At 52.3% G+C, this 17,093-nt stretch carries 16 protein-coding genes; 12 read left to right on the top strand and 4 right to left on the bottom strand.

The genetic code is table 11. The annotated features are described in order from the left end of the window. Positions 1 to 2: 2 nt before the first annotated feature. Positions 3 to 1,067 (top strand): sulfate/molybdate ABC transporter ATP-binding protein, encoded by a 1,065-nt coding sequence (locus AC3WT9_RS18115; protein WP_038587129.1) that lies wholly within the window; start codon positions 3 to 5, stop codon positions 1,065 to 1,067. 447 nt (positions 1,068 to 1,514) lie between these two features. Further along, positions 1,515 to 2,582, top strand: coding sequence for a sulfate ABC transporter substrate-binding protein (locus AC3WT9_RS18110; protein WP_341090479.1), 1,068 nt, complete (start codon positions 1,515 to 1,517; stop codon positions 2,580 to 2,582). A 116-nt stretch (positions 2,583 to 2,698) separates the two neighbouring features. On the opposite strand, the gene AC3WT9_RS18105 is transcribed toward AC3WT9_RS18110, so the two are convergent. Further along, positions 2,699 to 3,145 carry an HIT family protein gene (locus AC3WT9_RS18105; protein WP_038587134.1) on the bottom strand — a complete coding sequence of 149 codons (447 nt, stop codon included), beginning with the start codon at positions 3,143 to 3,145 and terminating at the stop codon, positions 2,699 to 2,701. 182 nt (positions 3,146 to 3,327) lie between these two features. On the opposite strand from AC3WT9_RS18105, the gene AC3WT9_RS18100 reads away from it, so the two are divergent. Beyond that, positions 3,328 to 4,107: an MBL fold metallo-hydrolase gene (locus AC3WT9_RS18100; RefSeq protein ID WP_341090481.1), complete on the top strand. Its 780-nt coding sequence runs from the start codon at positions 3,328 to 3,330 to the stop codon at positions 4,105 to 4,107. Between the two features lie 606 nt (positions 4,108 to 4,713). Here the strand turns inward: AC3WT9_RS18100 and AC3WT9_RS18095 are convergent. Together AC3WT9_RS18095 and AC3WT9_RS18090 are read right to left on the bottom strand one after the other, a co-directional pair. Continuing rightward, on the bottom strand, positions 4,714 to 5,520 hold the full coding sequence (locus AC3WT9_RS18095) for a Cof-type HAD-IIB family hydrolase (protein WP_341377587.1): 807 nt from the start codon (positions 5,518 to 5,520) through the stop codon (positions 4,714 to 4,716). A 90-nt stretch (positions 5,521 to 5,610) separates the two neighbouring features. Next, a complete protein-coding gene (locus AC3WT9_RS18090) occupies positions 5,611 to 6,534 on the bottom strand; it encodes a DMT family transporter (RefSeq protein WP_341090483.1) in 924 nt (307 codons plus the stop codon). A 241-nt stretch (positions 6,535 to 6,775) separates the two neighbouring features. Here AC3WT9_RS18090 and AC3WT9_RS18085 point away from each other — a divergent pair, with 241 nt between their 5' ends. From AC3WT9_RS18085 to AC3WT9_RS18070, 4 genes are all read left to right on the top strand, one after another. Further along, on the top strand, positions 6,776 to 7,489 hold the full coding sequence (locus tag AC3WT9_RS18085) for a metal-dependent hydrolase (protein ID WP_341090484.1): 714 nt from the start codon (positions 6,776 to 6,778) through the stop codon (positions 7,487 to 7,489). Positions 7,490 to 7,649: 160 nt separating this feature from the next. Then, the gene (locus AC3WT9_RS18080) at positions 7,650 to 8,225 is read left to right on the top strand and encodes a TetR/AcrR family transcriptional regulator (RefSeq protein WP_341090485.1); all 576 of its coding nucleotides are present in this window, start codon (positions 7,650 to 7,652) and stop codon (positions 8,223 to 8,225) included. A 21-nt stretch (positions 8,226 to 8,246) separates the two neighbouring features. Next, positions 8,247 to 9,194 carry an ABC transporter ATP-binding protein gene (locus AC3WT9_RS18075; RefSeq protein WP_341377588.1) on the top strand — a complete coding sequence of 316 codons (948 nt, stop codon included), beginning with the start codon at positions 8,247 to 8,249 and terminating at the stop codon, positions 9,192 to 9,194. Then, entirely contained in the window at positions 9,191 to 10,333 is a 1,143-nt protein-coding gene (locus AC3WT9_RS18070) for an ABC transporter permease (protein WP_341377589.1), read from the top strand. The genes AC3WT9_RS18075 and AC3WT9_RS18070 overlap by 4 nt, the downstream gene beginning before the upstream one ends. 203 nt (positions 10,334 to 10,536) lie before the next feature. Here the strand turns inward: AC3WT9_RS18070 and lplA are convergent, their stop codons facing one another. After that, a complete protein-coding gene (gene lplA / locus AC3WT9_RS18065; protein ID WP_341090492.1) occupies positions 10,537 to 11,538 on the bottom strand; it encodes a lipoate--protein ligase in 1,002 nt (333 codons plus the stop codon). A gap of 224 nt (positions 11,539 to 11,762) precedes the next feature. Between lplA and AC3WT9_RS18060 the strand changes: the two genes are divergently transcribed. The 5 genes from AC3WT9_RS18060 to AC3WT9_RS18040 all read left to right on the top strand — a co-directional run bounded on the left by AC3WT9_RS18060 (position 11,763) and on the right by AC3WT9_RS18040 (position 16,884). Beyond that, complete coding sequence (locus AC3WT9_RS18060) at positions 11,763 to 12,857, top strand: pyridoxal phosphate-dependent aminotransferase (protein ID WP_341380332.1); 1,095 nt, start codon at positions 11,763 to 11,765, stop codon at positions 12,855 to 12,857. Between the two features lie 951 nt (positions 12,858 to 13,808). After that, positions 13,809 to 14,765 (top strand): adenosylcobinamide amidohydrolase, encoded by a 957-nt coding sequence (locus AC3WT9_RS18055; protein WP_341090495.1) that lies wholly within the window; start codon positions 13,809 to 13,811, stop codon positions 14,763 to 14,765. A gap of 37 nt (positions 14,766 to 14,802) precedes the next feature. Continuing rightward, on the top strand, positions 14,803 to 15,762 hold the full coding sequence (gene cbiB, locus AC3WT9_RS18050) for an adenosylcobinamide-phosphate synthase CbiB (protein WP_341377590.1): 960 nt from the start codon (positions 14,803 to 14,805) through the stop codon (positions 15,760 to 15,762). A gap of 25 nt (positions 15,763 to 15,787) precedes the next feature. Next, positions 15,788 to 16,090: a hypothetical protein gene (locus AC3WT9_RS18045; RefSeq protein ID WP_341090498.1), complete on the top strand. Its 303-nt coding sequence runs from the start codon at positions 15,788 to 15,790 to the stop codon at positions 16,088 to 16,090. 59 nt (positions 16,091 to 16,149) lie between these two features. Beyond that, entirely contained in the window at positions 16,150 to 16,884 is a 735-nt protein-coding gene (locus tag AC3WT9_RS18040; RefSeq protein ID WP_341377591.1) for a histidine phosphatase family protein, read from the top strand. The last annotated feature ends 209 nt before the right edge of the window (positions 16,885 to 17,093 follow it).

The raw sequence follows: 17,093 nt of genomic DNA, 5'->3' as shown, positions 1-17,093 counted from the left end.
GTATGCATGTCGAGGTTCGGGGTCTGAATAAACATTTTGGGGATTTTCATGCCGTCAAGGACGTTGATTTCGGGATTACCAAAGGTCATCTGATCGGGCTGCTCGGGCCCAGCGGGGGCGGCAAAACCTCGATTCTGCGCATGCTGGCAGGACTGGAGACACCAGACAGCGGTGAAATCATTTTTCACGGCCGGGCGGTGAACAATCTTCCGCCGCAGGAGCGGGAAATCGGCTTTGTTTTCCAGAACTATGCACTGTTCAAGCACATGACCGTTTATGAGAATATCGCTTTTGGTCTTAAGGTGAAAAAAGTTAACAAAAATACGATCCAGAACCGTGTTATGGAATTGGTGGAGCTCACAGGACTGAAGGGGTTCGAGAAACGGTATCCCCATCAGCTCTCCGGCGGCCAGCGCCAGCGGGTGGCTTTTGCCCGGGCGCTTGCGCCTGAGCCGCAGCTGCTGTTGCTGGATGAGCCGTTCGCGGCGATTGACGCGAAGATCCGCCAGGAGCTGCGTTCCTGGCTGCGCGAGCTGATCGAGCGTGTCGGGATCACCTCCATCTTCGTTACACATGACCAGGACGAAGCGATAGAAGTGGCCGATGAGATCATGATCATCAACCAAGGCCGGCTGGAGCAGAAAGGCACGCCTTGGGATATTTACAAGGAGCCGAAGACGCCGTTTGTGGCCACCTTTATCGGCGAGTCTACACTGATCGAAAGCGCCTCCGAGCTGAAGGGCTTTAAGAATGCGGGCGGCGGCAAGCCGACCAAAGCCTTGATCCGCCCCGAGTATATCGAAGTGGGCCATCTGAATGAATTTAAAATGGCTTCGGCCACGGAGCAAGGTGTCGTGAAGCATCTGCATTTCCGCGGCAGCGAGTGGCTGGTAGAGGTGGAAGTGAACGGCCACAAGCTGGTGACCTACCGTTCACTGGAGAAGGAAACCTTGCAGCCGGGCCAGGAGATCGCCGTGCTTGTCCACCGCGCCTATCTGTTTAATGATGAGCGGAGCTGGATTCAGGAGAACGGGCTGAAGGAAGACCCGATGCCTGTATTCATTTAATCACTCACTAGATTTCATATCATTAACCGTCCGCAGCAGGACGGTGCAGTTTCTATTAAATAAAAAACAGGGTTTAACAATCTGTTGTCAGGCGGCAAGAGGAGAGCTGGAGCGGAAGAAGCGACAGCGCCCGCGATGAAGTAAGATGAACTTTAGCCAACCATAACAGGTGAAAGCAACGGAGGGGAACTTTGGAACTGTAGGAGCGACAGCGTTCGCCTTTATGTTTGGATTTCTACCGCTAGCAGCGGTTCAAATCAGGAAATCCAAACATAACAGCGACCGGAAGTCCAAATATTCACCGCAGTTGTGAACGTCACCTTGATTGGATGACTGGAGGGTTCATCTTGACTGAAAAGACTGTCAGCAGCTTTAGCCCCAACCTCCCCCAGCCAAGCTGTCAACACAGATTGTTAAACCAAACACCCCGAAGGATGTGGAGCCGGTATGAGGCTTTTCAAAAGGAGCAGACAACTGCACGGATGGCTAGCTGCCTTAATGCTGGTAATGCTCGCGCTGGCCCTTGCCGGCTGCGCGAAGGAACAGGACACCGCAGCGGAGGAAACTCCCCAGCAAGGAGACCTGACGCTTGTAGTCGGTGCCTATAGTGTGGCTAAAGACGCGATGGGCGATATTCTGCCGTTGTTCGCAGCGAAGTGGAAGGCGGAGACCGGCCAGACTATCGCCTTTCAGGAATCCTATGAGGCTTCGGGGACCCAAGCCCGGGCAATTGCCGGCGGGTTCGAAGCCGATGTGACGCTGCTGGCCATGGAAGGCGATGTCGACAAGCTGGTAAAGGCAGGGCTGGTAGAGAAAACTTGGAAGGAGCGGGGAGAAGCCGGGATGGTGACCCGCTCGGTTGTCGCTCTAGGGACACGCGAGGGCAACCCGAAGGGAATTCACGACTTTGCTGATCTGGCGAAGCCCGGCGTTAAGGTGTTGTATCCCAATCCGAAGACCTCTGGCGGAGCGCAGTGGGACATCAACGCCATCTATGGGGCGGGTCTCAAGCTGTCTGAGGCGCAAGGAGGGGTGAAAGACCCTGCTGCCGCTAAAGCTTTTTTGGAGAGCATACACGCGAACGTAGAATCTCTGGACAAAAGCGGGCGGGCTTCGATGGCTGCCTTTGAATACGGCGTAGGTGATGTTATCGTCACCTATGAGAATGAGCTGCTGGCGCGGATTGCCCAGGGTGTAAATTATGAGGTTGTTATTCCACAGAATACGATCCTGATCGAGAATCCTGCAGCCGTCGTGGACAAATACGCGGATGAGCATGGAACCCGCGAGGCAGCGGAGGCGCTGGTGGACTTCCTGACAACCCGGGAGGCCCAAGAGGTCTTCGCCGAATACGGCTTCCGTCCGGTGAATGAGCAGGTGTATGCGGAGAATGCAGACCATTATCCTGTCCCGGCTGGGCTTTTTGATATTCAGTATCTTGGCGGCTGGGATGAAGTGCGCAGCACACTCTACGCCAAACGTGGAGTCTGGTATCAGGTACTGGCCGGAATATAACTTATACGGATAGGATTGTGCAGACCAAAGCTGCAGCAAATAAGACCGTACCTCACCGCAGAGGGCGGTCTTTGCTCTGTTTTTATATGTAATCTTTAAGCCTATACTTTGTCAGCCTACAACTTCTCCAACGCTCCCCGCAGTTTATGCTTCAATTCTTCCAGTGCCTCATGGCTCGGTCTGACACTTTCTGAATACATCGTCTCTCTAGGCGTCCACCAAACAGGATGAGTAGGATTCGGTTCTGTTAACCTTCTAGGGAAGATATGCCAGTGTATATGTGAATCACCGTTGCCAAGCAGTTCATAGTTTAGTTTATCCGGTTCAAAAGCTATGTTGACCGCCTCGGCGACTTTACTCATTTCCATAAGAAACTTCTGCTTGAAGCCGCTGTCCAGTTCGTGAAGCTCCCGTTTATGTTCCTTGCAGAGAAAAAGAGTGTAGCCTTCAAAATACTGATGGTCGCCAATGACCACATAGCCGGTTTCGAGTTCAGCTACGAAGTAGGGATTGGTGTCTTCTTTAATCATGTCAATCCGTCTGCAGATCAAACAGTCTTCCATGAAAATAACCTCCTGTATGCGTTCTTGAAATCCACATTTTACATTAACAACTCCCCCCTTTCACTGCTATGCTAAATATGCTTTTGCATGGAGAGCTTTAATAATAATGAGATGAAGAGGGAGATGTACTATAATGGGGGTTACTTAAACTTCCGCACCGGGAACTGAAGGAGAGATTAGAGATGGATAACTTGGTGTTTTTGGGGACAGGCGACGCAATGGGCGTTCCCCGGGTATATTGCAGCTGTGAGACCTGTATGGAGGCTAGAGCGGGCGGGCTGAATGTGCGGCTTCGCTCTTCCGTGCTTATAGATAACGGCAGTGATTTTGTGGCAATTGACTGTGGGCCGGACTGGCGGCGGCAGATGGAATTGCTTGGGCAGCGTACTATGCGCAGGCTGCTGGTGACTCATGCCCATTTCGACCATATTGGCGGATTGCCCGAATGGGCAGATGCCTGCCGCTGGATGGGATATAAAGGGGAGCTGTACGCGCCTGCGGAGGTGATTCCGGTGATTCTGCGGCAATATCCATGGCTGGACCGCAATATACAGATGATACCGTGCGATGACGGGATCAAGCTGGATGGCTGGCAAATCGACACGTGGAAAGTGAATCACGGCAAAAACGGATACTCCTACGCCTTCCGCCTGGAGAAAGAGGGGTATAAGTGGGTATATTGTCCGGACTCCATCTCCCTTACACCGCAGGAAACGGAGCGCATGCATGGCCTGGATCTGCTGGTACTGGGTACAAGCTTTTATTATGAGGCGGCGGAGCTGTCGACCCGCTCTGTGTACGATATGACGGAAGCAGCAGATCTGCTGCGGACAGTTCAGCCGGCACGCGCCGTATACACACATATGTCGCATGATGTGGATCAGAGAAAAGCTTATATTTTGCCGGAAAATGTGACGCTGGCGGTTACGGGCCTAAGACTCCCGCTCACACGTTCGGAGTAAATGAAAGGCGCGCATAGTAGAGCTGGCGGGTCAGGGGTGAGCATGACAGGCGCGGAGCCAGTAGAATTCCCGGCATGCTGCTAGCTGTGCCCCGCTGGACAACAAAAGGGTGCTTAGTCAAGGTCTACAGACCCGGGACTAAGCACCCTTTTGCATAATGGCCAGGGCGGAGAATTAATACGCGATATACAGTAGCGCCAATGCGGCCCTGAGTGACAGAACGCGTATTATTAGTTAGTTGAGTAACCAGCAGTCAGGTAATGAGCGGTTCAGCATATATTCAGAACGATCTGCTTATTCGCAATTGCGGTTAGCTGTATTTCATACAACTATAACTTTACTTTTTGGTCCCAATTTGGGAATAGTTGTACTTTGTACATTTACATAGGCGGATTCCGGCTGAAAAGCAGGTTTTCGTCTTTTTTAATTGCACGGAATACAACTATTTCTCAAAATCAATAGTTTTTGCCCCAAATAGTTGCAGCAAATACATTTAAGCAGGGGGTTACTTATGCGATCTTCAATCGCACACTTCAACCTCCCGGTTCCCGCAGAAGCATCCGCATTCCCCATCATTACAGCACACTGCCTAAGGTTTACCTCAGCTTAAGCTTCTACGTTATTCAGAATAAATTTATCGATAGCGAATTTTACACCGTCTTCGTTATTGCTGAGTGTAATGAAATCAGCGATTTCCTTCAGCGCGGGAATGGAATTGGCCATAGCAACGCCGAGTCCGGCAGCTTCCAGCATTTCGTGGTCGTTCCAGGAATCTCCCACAGCAATGGTTTCGGACAGCTCGCAGCCGAAGTGGGCCGCAAGGAACTCAAGCGCCAGGCCTTTGGTGCCTTCATGATGCATGATTTCCAGGAAATGCGGCTTCGACTTCGTGATGTGGACGGAAACACCCAGCAGCTCACGCAGAATTGGCGACAGTTCGTCCAGGAATGCGGGATCGTCGATGATGAGCATTTTTGGCGTTTTTTGCGGAACGAGCTTTTCCCAATCCGGCTCAATATAGTATTGGGTTCCGTTCAGCGCGGAGTAATCAATCAGCTTCTGGTTCTCTTCACGGGCATACAGCTTGTCGTCAATATAAGTCTGCAGATGCAGGTCATGCTCTACACAGTAGGTGAACAGCTTGCGTACGGCATCCTGCGGGACATAACGTTCGTACAGTACTTTTTCATCCATCAGGTTCTTCACCAATGCGCCTTGATAGGTGATGATTGGCACGTTCAGTCCCGTTTGACGGGCGATGGCTTGTGCTGAAGCATAAGCGCGACCGGTAGCCAGAGTTACGACAACGCCTGCGGCAACGGCCTGTTCCAGTGCGGTCTGTGTTGCGGGAGTTACTTCTTTCTCATCATTGATCAGGGTGTCGTCAATATCGATAGCAATCAATTTGTACATGTGTGGTTCTCTCCTTAGTTGGCTTCTATTTGTATTTGTATTTCCGGCTTGTAGCGGTGGTTTGTACTGCTGTTCAGTCCTGCTTCAGGCTCAGTTTCTATCCTGCTGCAGAACTCCGTTCCTGGCCGGTTCAGGGCTGAGCTCCGCCATTAGCATGGCCGCAAGGATGCAAAGGCAGCCGAAACCAGCGGAGATGCCTAATGTCTCACCGCCGAAGGCAAGGCCGGTCAAGACGGCGAATACTGGCTCCGTAGCGTAAATGATGGCTACCCGTGACGGGGTGGTGTACTTTTGGCAGGCGGTCTGAATCCAGAAGGCAAACGCGCTCGTTGGACCAATGGATATCAGCAGCGCCCACAGCACATCCGGTTTCAGGATCAGCTCTCCGCTGTGAGCCAGCGGTGCGGTTCCGTCTACAAGGAGCGAAGCCACAATGCTGAACAGTCCGACAAAAGCGAGCTGCAGCGTCGCCAGCGGCAGCGCCGGATAACGCGGAGCATACACGCCAGTATAGGCAACCTGCAGCGCAAAGGCGACAGCGCAGAGCAGAATCAGGCCGTTGCCTTTATTCAGGGAGAATGCCGAGCCGGTAAAGGTCAGCAGATAAAGTCCCGCCACCGCCAGGATTGCACTAAACCAGGTATAGCGGGATATAGCGTGTTTCAGCAGCGCCAAGGACAGGAAAGGGACAAGCACCACCGACAGACCGGTAATGAACCCGGTGTTGGAAGTGGTCGTGTACAGCAGGCCCATCGTCTGGAAGCCATAGCCCATAAACAAAAAAAGGCCGAGCAGCAGGGAGTGGCCCACCATGCGCCAGCTTAGCTTTTTCCATTCATGGCGGTAAAAAACAGCGGTAATCAGCGCCAGCAGCAGAGCGGCACCCGTAAACCGGATACTGTTAAAAGCGAGAGGCGGCAGCACTCTGACGGCATGCTGTACAATCAGAAACGTTGAGCCCCACATTATCGCTACCAGCAGCAGACTGAGATCGGCGATTCTGGAGCGGGTCACAGTGGTCATCCTTTCCTGGAATATAAGAAGGGTTAGATAGAGTTCAGCTGCTGTATCAAGTTGTCCAAATTGTATCCTAAAACAGGGGGAAGGACAAGCCGAAACTGCGCAAAAGGGCAGCTGGTACAAGGAGTGAAACTTAATCATTCAGCCCAGGCTGGACAAAAAATCCAGACCTTGGTATACTTCGATAACCGTACACTTGTTCTTATTTCGACAACTTAGAAAGGAGCGGTTCTCTATGATGGGCAAATCCCATTTAGTAATCAGCACCGGGGTTACCCTCTCTGTTATGAATCTGCTCGGCTATGAAATCACGATTCCGGCGATCGCCGTGGCAGCAGTCAGCGCGCTGCTCCCCGATATCGATGAGCCGAATTCATTGCTGGTGCGCAAGGCGATTCCCGAATTCCTGCTGCGCATCCTGCAGGTGGCTCTGATCGGAGCAGCGGTGTATCTCTATTTTGCCGAAGTTGCAGCTCCGCCCTGGAATATCGCCCTGGCGCTGCTGGTGGGCAGCGTGTCCTTCCTGCCGGGCAGGAGGCTGCGGCATCTCGTCATGCTGCTGATTGCGCTGGCGCTGTTCGCGTTCGCAGACGATTACGACCCGTGGAACTACATTGCCGCCTGCGTGCTGGTCGTGTCCTCCGTGGTCCCGCACCGCGGGCTAACACATACGCTCTACGCGGTGGCCGGGTGGGGAGCGCTGCTCTATTTTGCCTCCCTGGAAATGAATGACGGCGGCAGCCTGTGGATTGCCGGCGGCCTGTCCTATGCGCTGCATCTGCTGGCGGATTCGTTGACCCAGCGCGGGATCACCCCGCTGCCTCCGATCCCCTTCAAGCTTCGGCTTAAGCTGATGAGCACCGGCACGAAGAAGGGTAGTGCAGTAGAGAATCTCTGTATTGTGTTTACGCTTGTACTGGTCATTTATGCATTTGTACTCACCCCTTGAGACGGCCGAAGCTCCTCCTGGGGCACTGAAGGCTTTCCGCTGCTTGCAGCGGGGAGCCTTTTTTCTCGTCCTTTTTGAGCAAGGTGTTATTTAATTCACAGATATCACCAACAGACCTTGTTATATTGAACATACCGACGGTCGGAATGGAGAGCCGAATATGACAAAAAAACAGTTAAAGCAACATAGAGTGGAGTCTCTGCTCCTGGCAGCCGTAGAAGAGTTTCTCGAAAAGGGCTATGATGGCGCATCTGTAGATGCTATAGCCAAGCGGGCCGGTGTCAGCAAGGGCGGCTTTTATCATCATTTTCCCAATAAGGAAGTCCTCCTGATGGAGGCGAATCAGAAGCTTTCAGAGCCAGTCATGGAAATGGCAGAAAAGGCTTACTCGAATAGCAGTGCTATGGATGGATTAAGACAATATATTAAAGAATATCTGAACTATTGGGCAAGCAGGCCAAGAGAATTGAGCTTTTTTTTCTTATCGATGTCAAAGGCTTTGCAAGCTCCGGCCCTTATGGAGTATTACAGAGAATATGTAAATCAAAGCACTGCGTTCTTTGTAGGGATGTTTCAAAAAGCAGTGGAATCCGGAGAGGCTGATCTGAGGGACCCCGAAGCCTATGGAATCTCCTTGATGGGGGCACTCGATGGGGTTGTTTCTTATGTGATGATTCATCCTGAGGAGGATATTGAGCTTCTGGTTGAGCGGTTTGAACAGGTCTGGCTGAAATAAACGAAAGGAGTAATCCAATGTATGGAGCATGAGAACTTTCTTTCTGTAGAAGGATTAAGCAAAACATATGGTGAACTGCCCGCAGTAAACGATGTAAGCTTTTCGGTTCGCAAGGGAGAGGTATTCGGGTTGCTCGGACCCAATGGTGCCGGTAAGACGACTACCATAAGAATGCTGTGCGGTCTTCTCAAAGTGGATTCAGGCCGTATTACTGTAAATGGAATCTCCATGTCTTCCGGCTATGAACGTGTAAAAGGGATGATAGGGCTGTGTCCGCAGGAAATCGTCATCTGGGAGCTGCTTACCTGCCTTGAACAATTGAAATTTGCCGGTATGGCCTACGGGCTAAGTTCCAGAGCAGCCGGTAATAAGGCAGAAAGCCTGCTGCAATCGCTTGGACTTTGGGAGAAAAGAAATAAGCTTGCCAAGACGTTGTCAGGCGGTATGCAAAGGAGACTCAATATCGCGCTGGCACTTGTCCATGACCCGAAGCTGATTATTTTGGATGAACCTCAGGCAGGGCTTGATCCCCAGAGCAGAATACTCGTACGTGACTTCATCAGGCAGCTGGCACAAGAAAGAACGGTGATTCTCACCACACATGACATGGATGAAGCCGACAGACTTTCAGACAGGGTGGCTATCATGGACCATGGGAAGGTGCTTTTGATAGACACTCCCGAGAAGCTCAAGGCAAAGTCCGGGGAGGGAGAACTTCTGCAGATACGGGTTAATGGGGTAAGCGCAGATTTGGCCCATCAAGTCCTGAAGTCGATGCCGGATGAATGTACAGAGCGAACCTATTCGGATGGATTATTTCTGCTGGGGGCGGGTGGAGTTCTTGAGCTTATTCCGAAGGTGAACCAGAGATTGCAGGCTTTTAACATACATATAGAGGATATGACGATCCGGAAGCGGACGCTTGAGGATGCATTTATTGCTGTGACTGGAAGGGGGCTGCGGGAATGAGACTGGCGGCTTCGGTTACCAAATCCTTTAAGGAAAACATAAGGGATTGGAAAGTTCTCGCGATGGTCTTGATGTTCTCTCCGTTCTTTTTAGTACTGATGAACCTTTTTTACGGGGGAGGGCCTACCACTTATCATTTAGGCGTTCTGAATTTGGATTCAGGCCATGCATCCATCGAATTAATCAGCAATCTGAAGAATATGAAGGGGCAGGACAACTCGCATCTATTTAATGTAACCGGTTTTGGTGGCGAGGAGCCATTAAGAGCAAAGGTAAAGGAAAAGGCCGTAGATATAGGAATCCTCATCCCAGAAGATTATTCTGACAAATTAGCCGGCAAGGCTGCCGGGAACAATGCAGACTCTGCTCATGTAAACTTTTATGGAAGCATGGGGAATATGCGATATCCGGTTGCGGCGGTATGGGTGGGAGATGCTATAAGCAAACAGGGGTTGGATGCAGCGGAAATAACATTGCCCGCAAGTATAAATGAAACTTTTCTGGAGAAAAAACAGCCGTTGAACGAATTTGAAGGTTATGTTCCGGGTTTAATCTCTTTGGCTGTTTTAATGATCCTGTTTACAGCCACAGCTTCCATTGTGAAGGAAAATGATAAGAAGACACTTATAAGGTTGAAGCTCAGCCGTCTTGGAGCCTTCAATTTCCTTGCCGGTATATGTATTACGCAAGCCATCGTAGCAGCAGGGGCCATTGTTCTGTCCTACTGGACGGCGCTTGGATTAGGCTACAGACCGGCAGGAGGATTTGGTGCCATCCTTGTCGTTGGGATCCTGTCGAGCTTCTCCATGGTTGCTATAAGCTTAGTGGTAGCAAGCTTTCTGAATACTGTTTTTGATGTTTTAACTGTCGGCTGTTTTCCTTTCTTTATTCTAATGTTTTTTTCAGGGAGTATGTTCCCCCTGCCGAAGATGAGTATATTGACAATCCACGGGCATTCCTTTGGGATCACAGATTTATTGCCGCTTACGCATACCGCCAATGCTTTTAATCACATCTTGAACGATGGAGCAGGCTTGCATGAGGTATGGTTTGATTTCACAATGATTGCTCTGCTCACCGTAATATATTTTGTAACAGGACTTTTGCTGTACCAGAAGCGCAAGCTTTCCAAAGCATAACTGAATGTGAACAGAGGAAGGAACGGCGCTGGAAACCGCTGTTTCATTAAAAAAACCAGCCAGACTCCCGTTATTGGAGCTTGGCTGGTTTTTGTTCAAATATAAGAATTTATATGTTTCACACGATAACTTATCCTTCTATTTCTCGCTGAAACGGTACCGTCCTTAAAAAGGACGGCAAAGCCGTTTCCACTTGCGAAAAGCTATTCCTCCAGGAAAATAAGCCCGATAAAGTCCTCCGGCTCAATGCGGCCGAAATAATGCTTCAGATCGAGCCCGGACAGAGCGTCTCTGACCTCAGCTTGCTCATAACGTTTGCCGCGCAGCGCGTTCTCTACGTCTGCCACATCGCCGACGCCGAAGAAATCACCATAGATTTTGATCTCTTGAATAATGGAATCTTCAATATCCATGCGGATATCGACAAGTCCTGCCGGGAATTTGCGGGTATGCTTCACATTGCTCTTCGGCGACAGGCCGTAGTTCCAATCCCAGTTCTGGTAATGCTCCCTGGAAATTTCATTGATCCGAACCCAGTCGTCCATGGTCAGCTTGTACTGTGGAACCTCGGAAGGCTCCATGCCAAAGATGGAACGCAGCAGGCCTTCGCGGAATTCCTCAATCGTCATTTCAGTGCCGAGCAGCTCCTTAATGTTGGCCACCCGGCTGCGCACGGATTTGGTGCTCTTGGATTTGAATTTCTCCGGATTGACATTGAGCGATGCCTGCACATCATCCAAATTGAGGTTGAACATCAAGGTTCCATGGCTGAACATACGTCCGCGTGTGGAGAATTGGGCATTTCCGGAGATCTTTTGCTCGCCGACCTGAAGGTCATTGCGCCCGCTAAGCTCGGCATTTACACCCATGGACTGCAAGTAGTCGATCACCGGCTGAGTGAATTTGAGAAAGTTATGGAACGACTGTCCGTCGTCTTTGGTAATAAAGCTGAAGTTGAGATTGCCGAGGTCATGATAGACAGCCCCGCCGCCGGACAACCGCCGCACGACCTGGATGTTGTTGTCTTTTACATACTCCTGGTTGATCTCTTCAATCGTATTCTGGTGTTTGCCGATGATGATGGACGGACTGTTGATATAAAAGAGCAGATAGCTTTCGTCCATCGGCAGGTTTTTAAGTGCAAACTCTTCAATCGCCAGATTAATCGATGCGTCTGTGATTCCTGTGTTATCGATAAAAAGCATAGTGTATTCCTCCGCTTAGGCATGATTAACTACTGTATTTATTCTAAACTAAAAGCTTGCATTTCACAAAATAGAAAACATTTTTCATATAAGCAGCTATGTGTGCTGAAGAACCCAACTGTGCATTCACTGATGCCGGGGCATTGACGTACTCTTGGCAAAGGGGCAATAATTGGGTCAATGAAGAAGATACCCGCGAGAACGATCAGAGGGAGTGCAGAACTATGCTTGAAAAATATGGCCACGGCGGTGATTTGCTGACAGCAGCGGAACTCTATGGGGTAGGGGACGGCCTGTTTCTTGATTTCAGCGCCAATATTAACCCGCTGGGCCCGCCGCCCGGCGTACTTGAGCTGCTGCGTGATTCCGGGCAAGCCGTCACGGCTTATCCCGATCCCGGACACCGCAGATTAAAGTCGCTGCTGTCGGAGAGTCTTGAAGTAGACAGCAGCTGGATTACGGTGGGCAACGGGGCAGCAGAGTCAATGGCGCTGTTACTGCTGGCTGCAGCACCGCGTAAGGTGGGGATCATTGAGCCTTGCTTCTCCGAGTACCGCCAGCTTGCGGAGCAGTTCGGCGCGGAGGTCTTGTCCGTTCAGGGAACGAAGGAGCAGGATTACCGGGCAGGTGTGCAGAGCATCGCCAGACTGCTGGAGCAGGTCGATCTGCTGTTCCTCGGCCAGCCGAACAATCCAAACGGCGTCCAGTATTCGCTGGACGACCTCCGTCTGCTGGCACGCAAGGCGGAGCGCTGCGGGGCCATTTTTGCGGTCGATGAAGCGTTCATCGACTTCATTCCCGGGGAGCGGCGGCAATCTTTGCTGCCGGAGCTGGCGGGGTACCGTCAGACGGTGCTGATCCGCTCGATGACGAAGTTCTATGCCATCCCGGGGCTGCGCCTGGGATTCACGGTCGCGCATCCCGAGCTTGCAGCGGCAATGACCGCCAAGCAGGTGACATGGAGCGTGAACGGCCTGGCGCTGCTGGCCGGGGAGGCTTGCCTGCGCAGCGGGCAAGCCTATGAGGTGCGCACCCGCGAGTTAATCGCGGGGGAGCGGGAGGTGCTGCGGCAGGGGCTGCTGCACCTTGGCTGCGCTGTGCCGCCGGGCGAGGCCAACTTCCTGCTCGCCGGCCTGCCTGCGCCATGGAGCGCGCAGGAAATGCAGGCCAGGCTGGGCCGCAGCGGCATCCTGGTGCGCAGCTGCGCCATGTATGCCGGCCTGGGGCCCGGCCATATCCGCGTCGCGGTCCGGGGGCAGGGCGACAATGCCCGGCTGCTCCGGCAGATGGCGGAGATTATGCAGGGGGAATTTTTATGATCGGCTGGGCTGCTTGCTCAGACAGATATATGCAGGAGGCATAAGCTGGCGAAGATTATTAATCTGCGGAGAATAGCAGTGGCGGCCAGTCATAGCGATCAGAGTTGTAACTATTTGCAATGTGCTTGCTTGCGGATCTGCTGACTGTAGCAGCGAATATGAGTGTGATGAGATTATGGAATAGATGTATTTTCTGCAACTATCAGGTGCGGCTGCAGGGTAGTTTGAGAGTTACTTGTATTTTGTGCAATTAAAAGTAGCTGAAATGGGCATTTCTGCTGAAACCAGGCTTTTTAGATGTACGGAGTGCAACTAAATCAAATTTCCTCCTGAAATGAGAGCTTTTAGTTGGACAGAATGCAGTTTTGAGGATGTGAAGAGGCAGGTTAGAGGGGAAGAAGTATGTTAGCTAAGAAGAGGTAGGTTAGAGGGGAAGTAATAAGTTAGCTGAGAAGAGGCAGGTTAGAGGGAAAGAAGTAAGTTAGCTGAGAAGAGGCAGGTTAGAGGAGAAGAAGTAAGTTAGCTGAGAAGAAGTAGGTTAGAGCGGAAGAAGTAGATTTGCTGAGAAGAGGCAGGTTAGAGGGGAAGTAATAAGTTAGCTAAGAAGAGGTAGGTTAAAGGAGAAGTAGTATGTTAGCTGAGAAAAAGTTTGTTAGAGAGCTAAGGTTATTACTATAAAAAGTCATAATGATCTGGCTGCCCTTCAACACTTAGCAAGAATCCAACGTTGATGAAGTTTTATGTTATTCACTCCTTGTGCGGCAATGTTTAGTGAGATCGGCTGGATGGCATGCTTCTTCTTGCCCGCTTTTTGAGTACAATTACAGTAGGAGTTACGAGCCGTAGTAAGCTGCGAACACGGAGCTGAAGTACGAACCAGGTTGAAACTGCGAACAAGGCTGAAGCTGTGCGTAGATTGTGGAAAAAAACTGTGAGGGGAGATGGTAGAAGATGGACGAAGTGAAAATCCCTTTTAATCTTACCGGCGGGGAAACTGTGTATCTGAGCAGGGTATGGCCGGGGCTTGTACTGGAATGGAAGGAAGGACATCTGCTGCTGGAGTTCCCGGCTGAGGCGGATGGGATTTCGAGTGCGGTGTACGGCGGGGGAATGGGGCGACTACAGCGGGCCGTCAACCAATTTGTCAGTCGTGATTACGAGTGCAGCGATCCTGTGCGGGATATGGAGCTTAAATTGCGCGAATGGGGCTACCCGCAAGAAGGCTGTGCGGGCCTTATGACCGCTGTGCCGCTGGAGCACGCAGCTGTGATAGAAGAAGATACCGGCTCGGCAGGTATCTTTTGCTGTGTGACGGCCGCTTCGGGCAATGCCGCGCGCGCCGGGGTGGAGCGCCCCGTGCTGGCGGCTTACCGCCCCGGCACGATCAATATTATGCTCGGCATTGATGGACGGCTGACTCCGGCGGCGATGGTCAATGCCGTAATGACGGCAGCCGAAGCCAAAGCTGCCGCCCTGGCCGATCTCGGCGTCACCGATCCCGAGAACGGCCTGATTGCAACCGGCACAACCACGGATGCGGTTGTGCTTGCCGTGAGCCAAAGCGGGCGCTACGGCGCGGAGCATGTCTACGCTGGAACAGCTACTGATCTTGGCGGCGCGATTGGCAGGCTGGTGTATGCCGCTGTTACCGGCAGCCTGCAGTCGGTGAAATCCGTTCAGCCGGCGCAATCTGTGCAGCCAGCTAAGGTGGAACAATTGGCTGAACCAGTAATATCGGTTCAAACAGATCAAGTTGTGCGATATGATTCCAAGGCGAAAGCCATCCAAAGCGCCTCCATGGCTCAAGCTGTGCCACCTGCTCCACTGGCTCAAACTGTGTCATCCGCTCGACTGACCCAAGCTGTGCCATCTGCTCCACAGGAGCAGGCTAGGACGGGCGGGCAATGAGCAGCCTATTCCTGATAACCCGGCGGGGTGAGTGCCTGTGAGTCTTGCGTTAATATTGCTGGCAGCCTATATGCTGGACCTTATCGTAGGCGATCCAAGGAGTCTTCCCCATCCCGTAGTGTATATGGGGAAGGCGATTTCTGCGATCGAGCGGCTGATCCGCCGCTTTGTCTTGCAGCCGCGGAGTCTGAAGCGGGCCGGGGTCCTGCTGCCGCTGCTGGTGGCGGGCGGAGCCTGGGGGCTGACAGCACTCCTCGTCGGACTGCTGTCCTGGGTATCTCCCTGGCTCGGCTGGGCAGCCGGGGCTTGGCTGATCTCCACAACGATTGCCGCCAAAGGATTGAAGGAGGCAGGGCTTGCCGTATATGTCGAGCTGCGCAAGGGTGATCATCCCGCAGCGCGCAAGGCGCTGGGGATGATCGTCGGCCGCGATACGGCTGGGCTGGAAAGCCCGGAGATTGTCCGCGGCACTGTGGAAACCGTAGCGGAGAATATCGTCGATGCGATTATTTCCCCGCTGTTCTTTGCCCTGCTGGGCGGTGCACCGCTGGCCATGGCTTACCGTGCAGTGAACACGCTGGATTCCATGGTCGGCTACAAGAACGACAAATACCGCGACCTCGGCTGGGCATCCGCCCGGCTCGATGATGTGGCCAATTACATACCGGCGCGAATCACTGCGCTGCTGTTAACCTTATGCGCCTGGCTGCTGCGGCTGGATTGGCAGGGCTGCTGGCGCACCGTACTTCGCGATGCCCGCCTTCATCCCAGTCCGAACAGCGGCTACCCGGAGTCAGCAGTTGCCGGAGCACTGGGCATTCGGCTGGGGGGCGAAAATGTCTATCACGGCATCACTTCGTTCCGGGCTTACATGGGAGACCCGCTGCGTCCTTTGGAACCGGAGGATATCATTGTGACCTCCCGACTGATGCTGCTCTCTTCGGCAATATTCGTCTGCTTCTGTGCGGCATTGGCATGGATTTGGATCGGAGGCTGAGCGGCGGGCATGACAGATCTAACACATGGACAAGAACATGGACAAGAACTTAAGCATGGGCATGTGCGCGAACATGAGCATGAGCAAGAGCAAGAGCAACAACAAAGACAAGAGCGAGAACAAAGGCAAGAACAAAGGCAAGAACAAAGGCAAGGGCAAGAACAAAGGCAAGGGCAAGAACAAAGGCAAGGGCAAGAACAAAGGCAAGGGCAAGAACAACGGCAAGAGCAAGAACAAAGGCAAGGGCAAGATCAAAGGCAAGGGCAAGATCAAAGGCAAGAGCAAGAACAACAGCAAGGGCAAAAGCACGGAAAAGAGTCAAAACTAAAACAAGTGCTAGAGCAGGAGATAAGAAAAGAGCCAAGGCCGAGGGATGAGAAAGCACAGGTGCTGGCTCCAAAACTGGATCAAGTTCGGCCCAAAGTGCTGCCCAAAGTGCTGCCCAAAGTACTCCAGCTCCAGTTAGTTCTTCTCCGCCATGGCCATACGCAGTGGAATAAGGAACGCCGTTATCTGGGGAGTACGGATATTCCTCTACTGCCCGGAGCACGGGAGGAGATGACTGCGCTCAGGGAGCAGCCTGAACTGCGCGGTGTTTTCTGGCGGGTATATTGCAGCGATTTGCGCAGATGCCGGGAGACATTGGCTTGCATCGCACCAGGTCTTGAGGCGTCGGCCATTTATGATTCCCGTTTGCGTGAGATGAGCTTCGGCGCGTGGGAGGGCTGTACTTATGAGCAGCTGCAGAATAATCCCGATTATCGAAGCTGGATTGATGATCCTGCCGAGGTCACGCCGCCTGACGGGGAATCCTGGCAGGCGTTCGAAGCGCGGCTGGACTCTTTTTTACAGGAACTAAGGCAGTCAGCCGCAGCAAGCGGGGATGAGGCTGAATTAAGCCTGCCCCCTGAAGACGGTACCGGCCAAACTGCCGTCCCGGGCCACCATCCTAGTGAAGAACCGCTGCATTTGCGTGTGCTGCTGGTGACCCACGGCGGTGTAATCCGCCAGCTGCTGGCACGGGCTTTGGAGGACGTGACTTTCCGTACTGCCGCCGCTCCGCCGCCTGGAACAGCGGTAGTACTTACACTGGTACGGAGCGCAGGCAAGTGGCAGTGGTAATCTTATTCAAAAAAAATGTTCTGCCAAACGCATCTGCAAGCACTAGAAGAAATCCCATGATGCAGGCGTTGATTAGTCCATGAGCCGTGTATACAGCTGGGAAGCTGTGGGTCCGCAGAAACTGGATGCACAGAAAAGTACCCACATTATGTAATTAAAAAGCTATATCACTGCGGGACGCTTGGGTTATCCCGTCATAGAACCACACC

Source organism: Paenibacillus sp. EB106-06-01-XG199, assembly GCF_058791575.1.
This window is presented reverse-complemented; position numbering and strand designations above follow the sequence as displayed.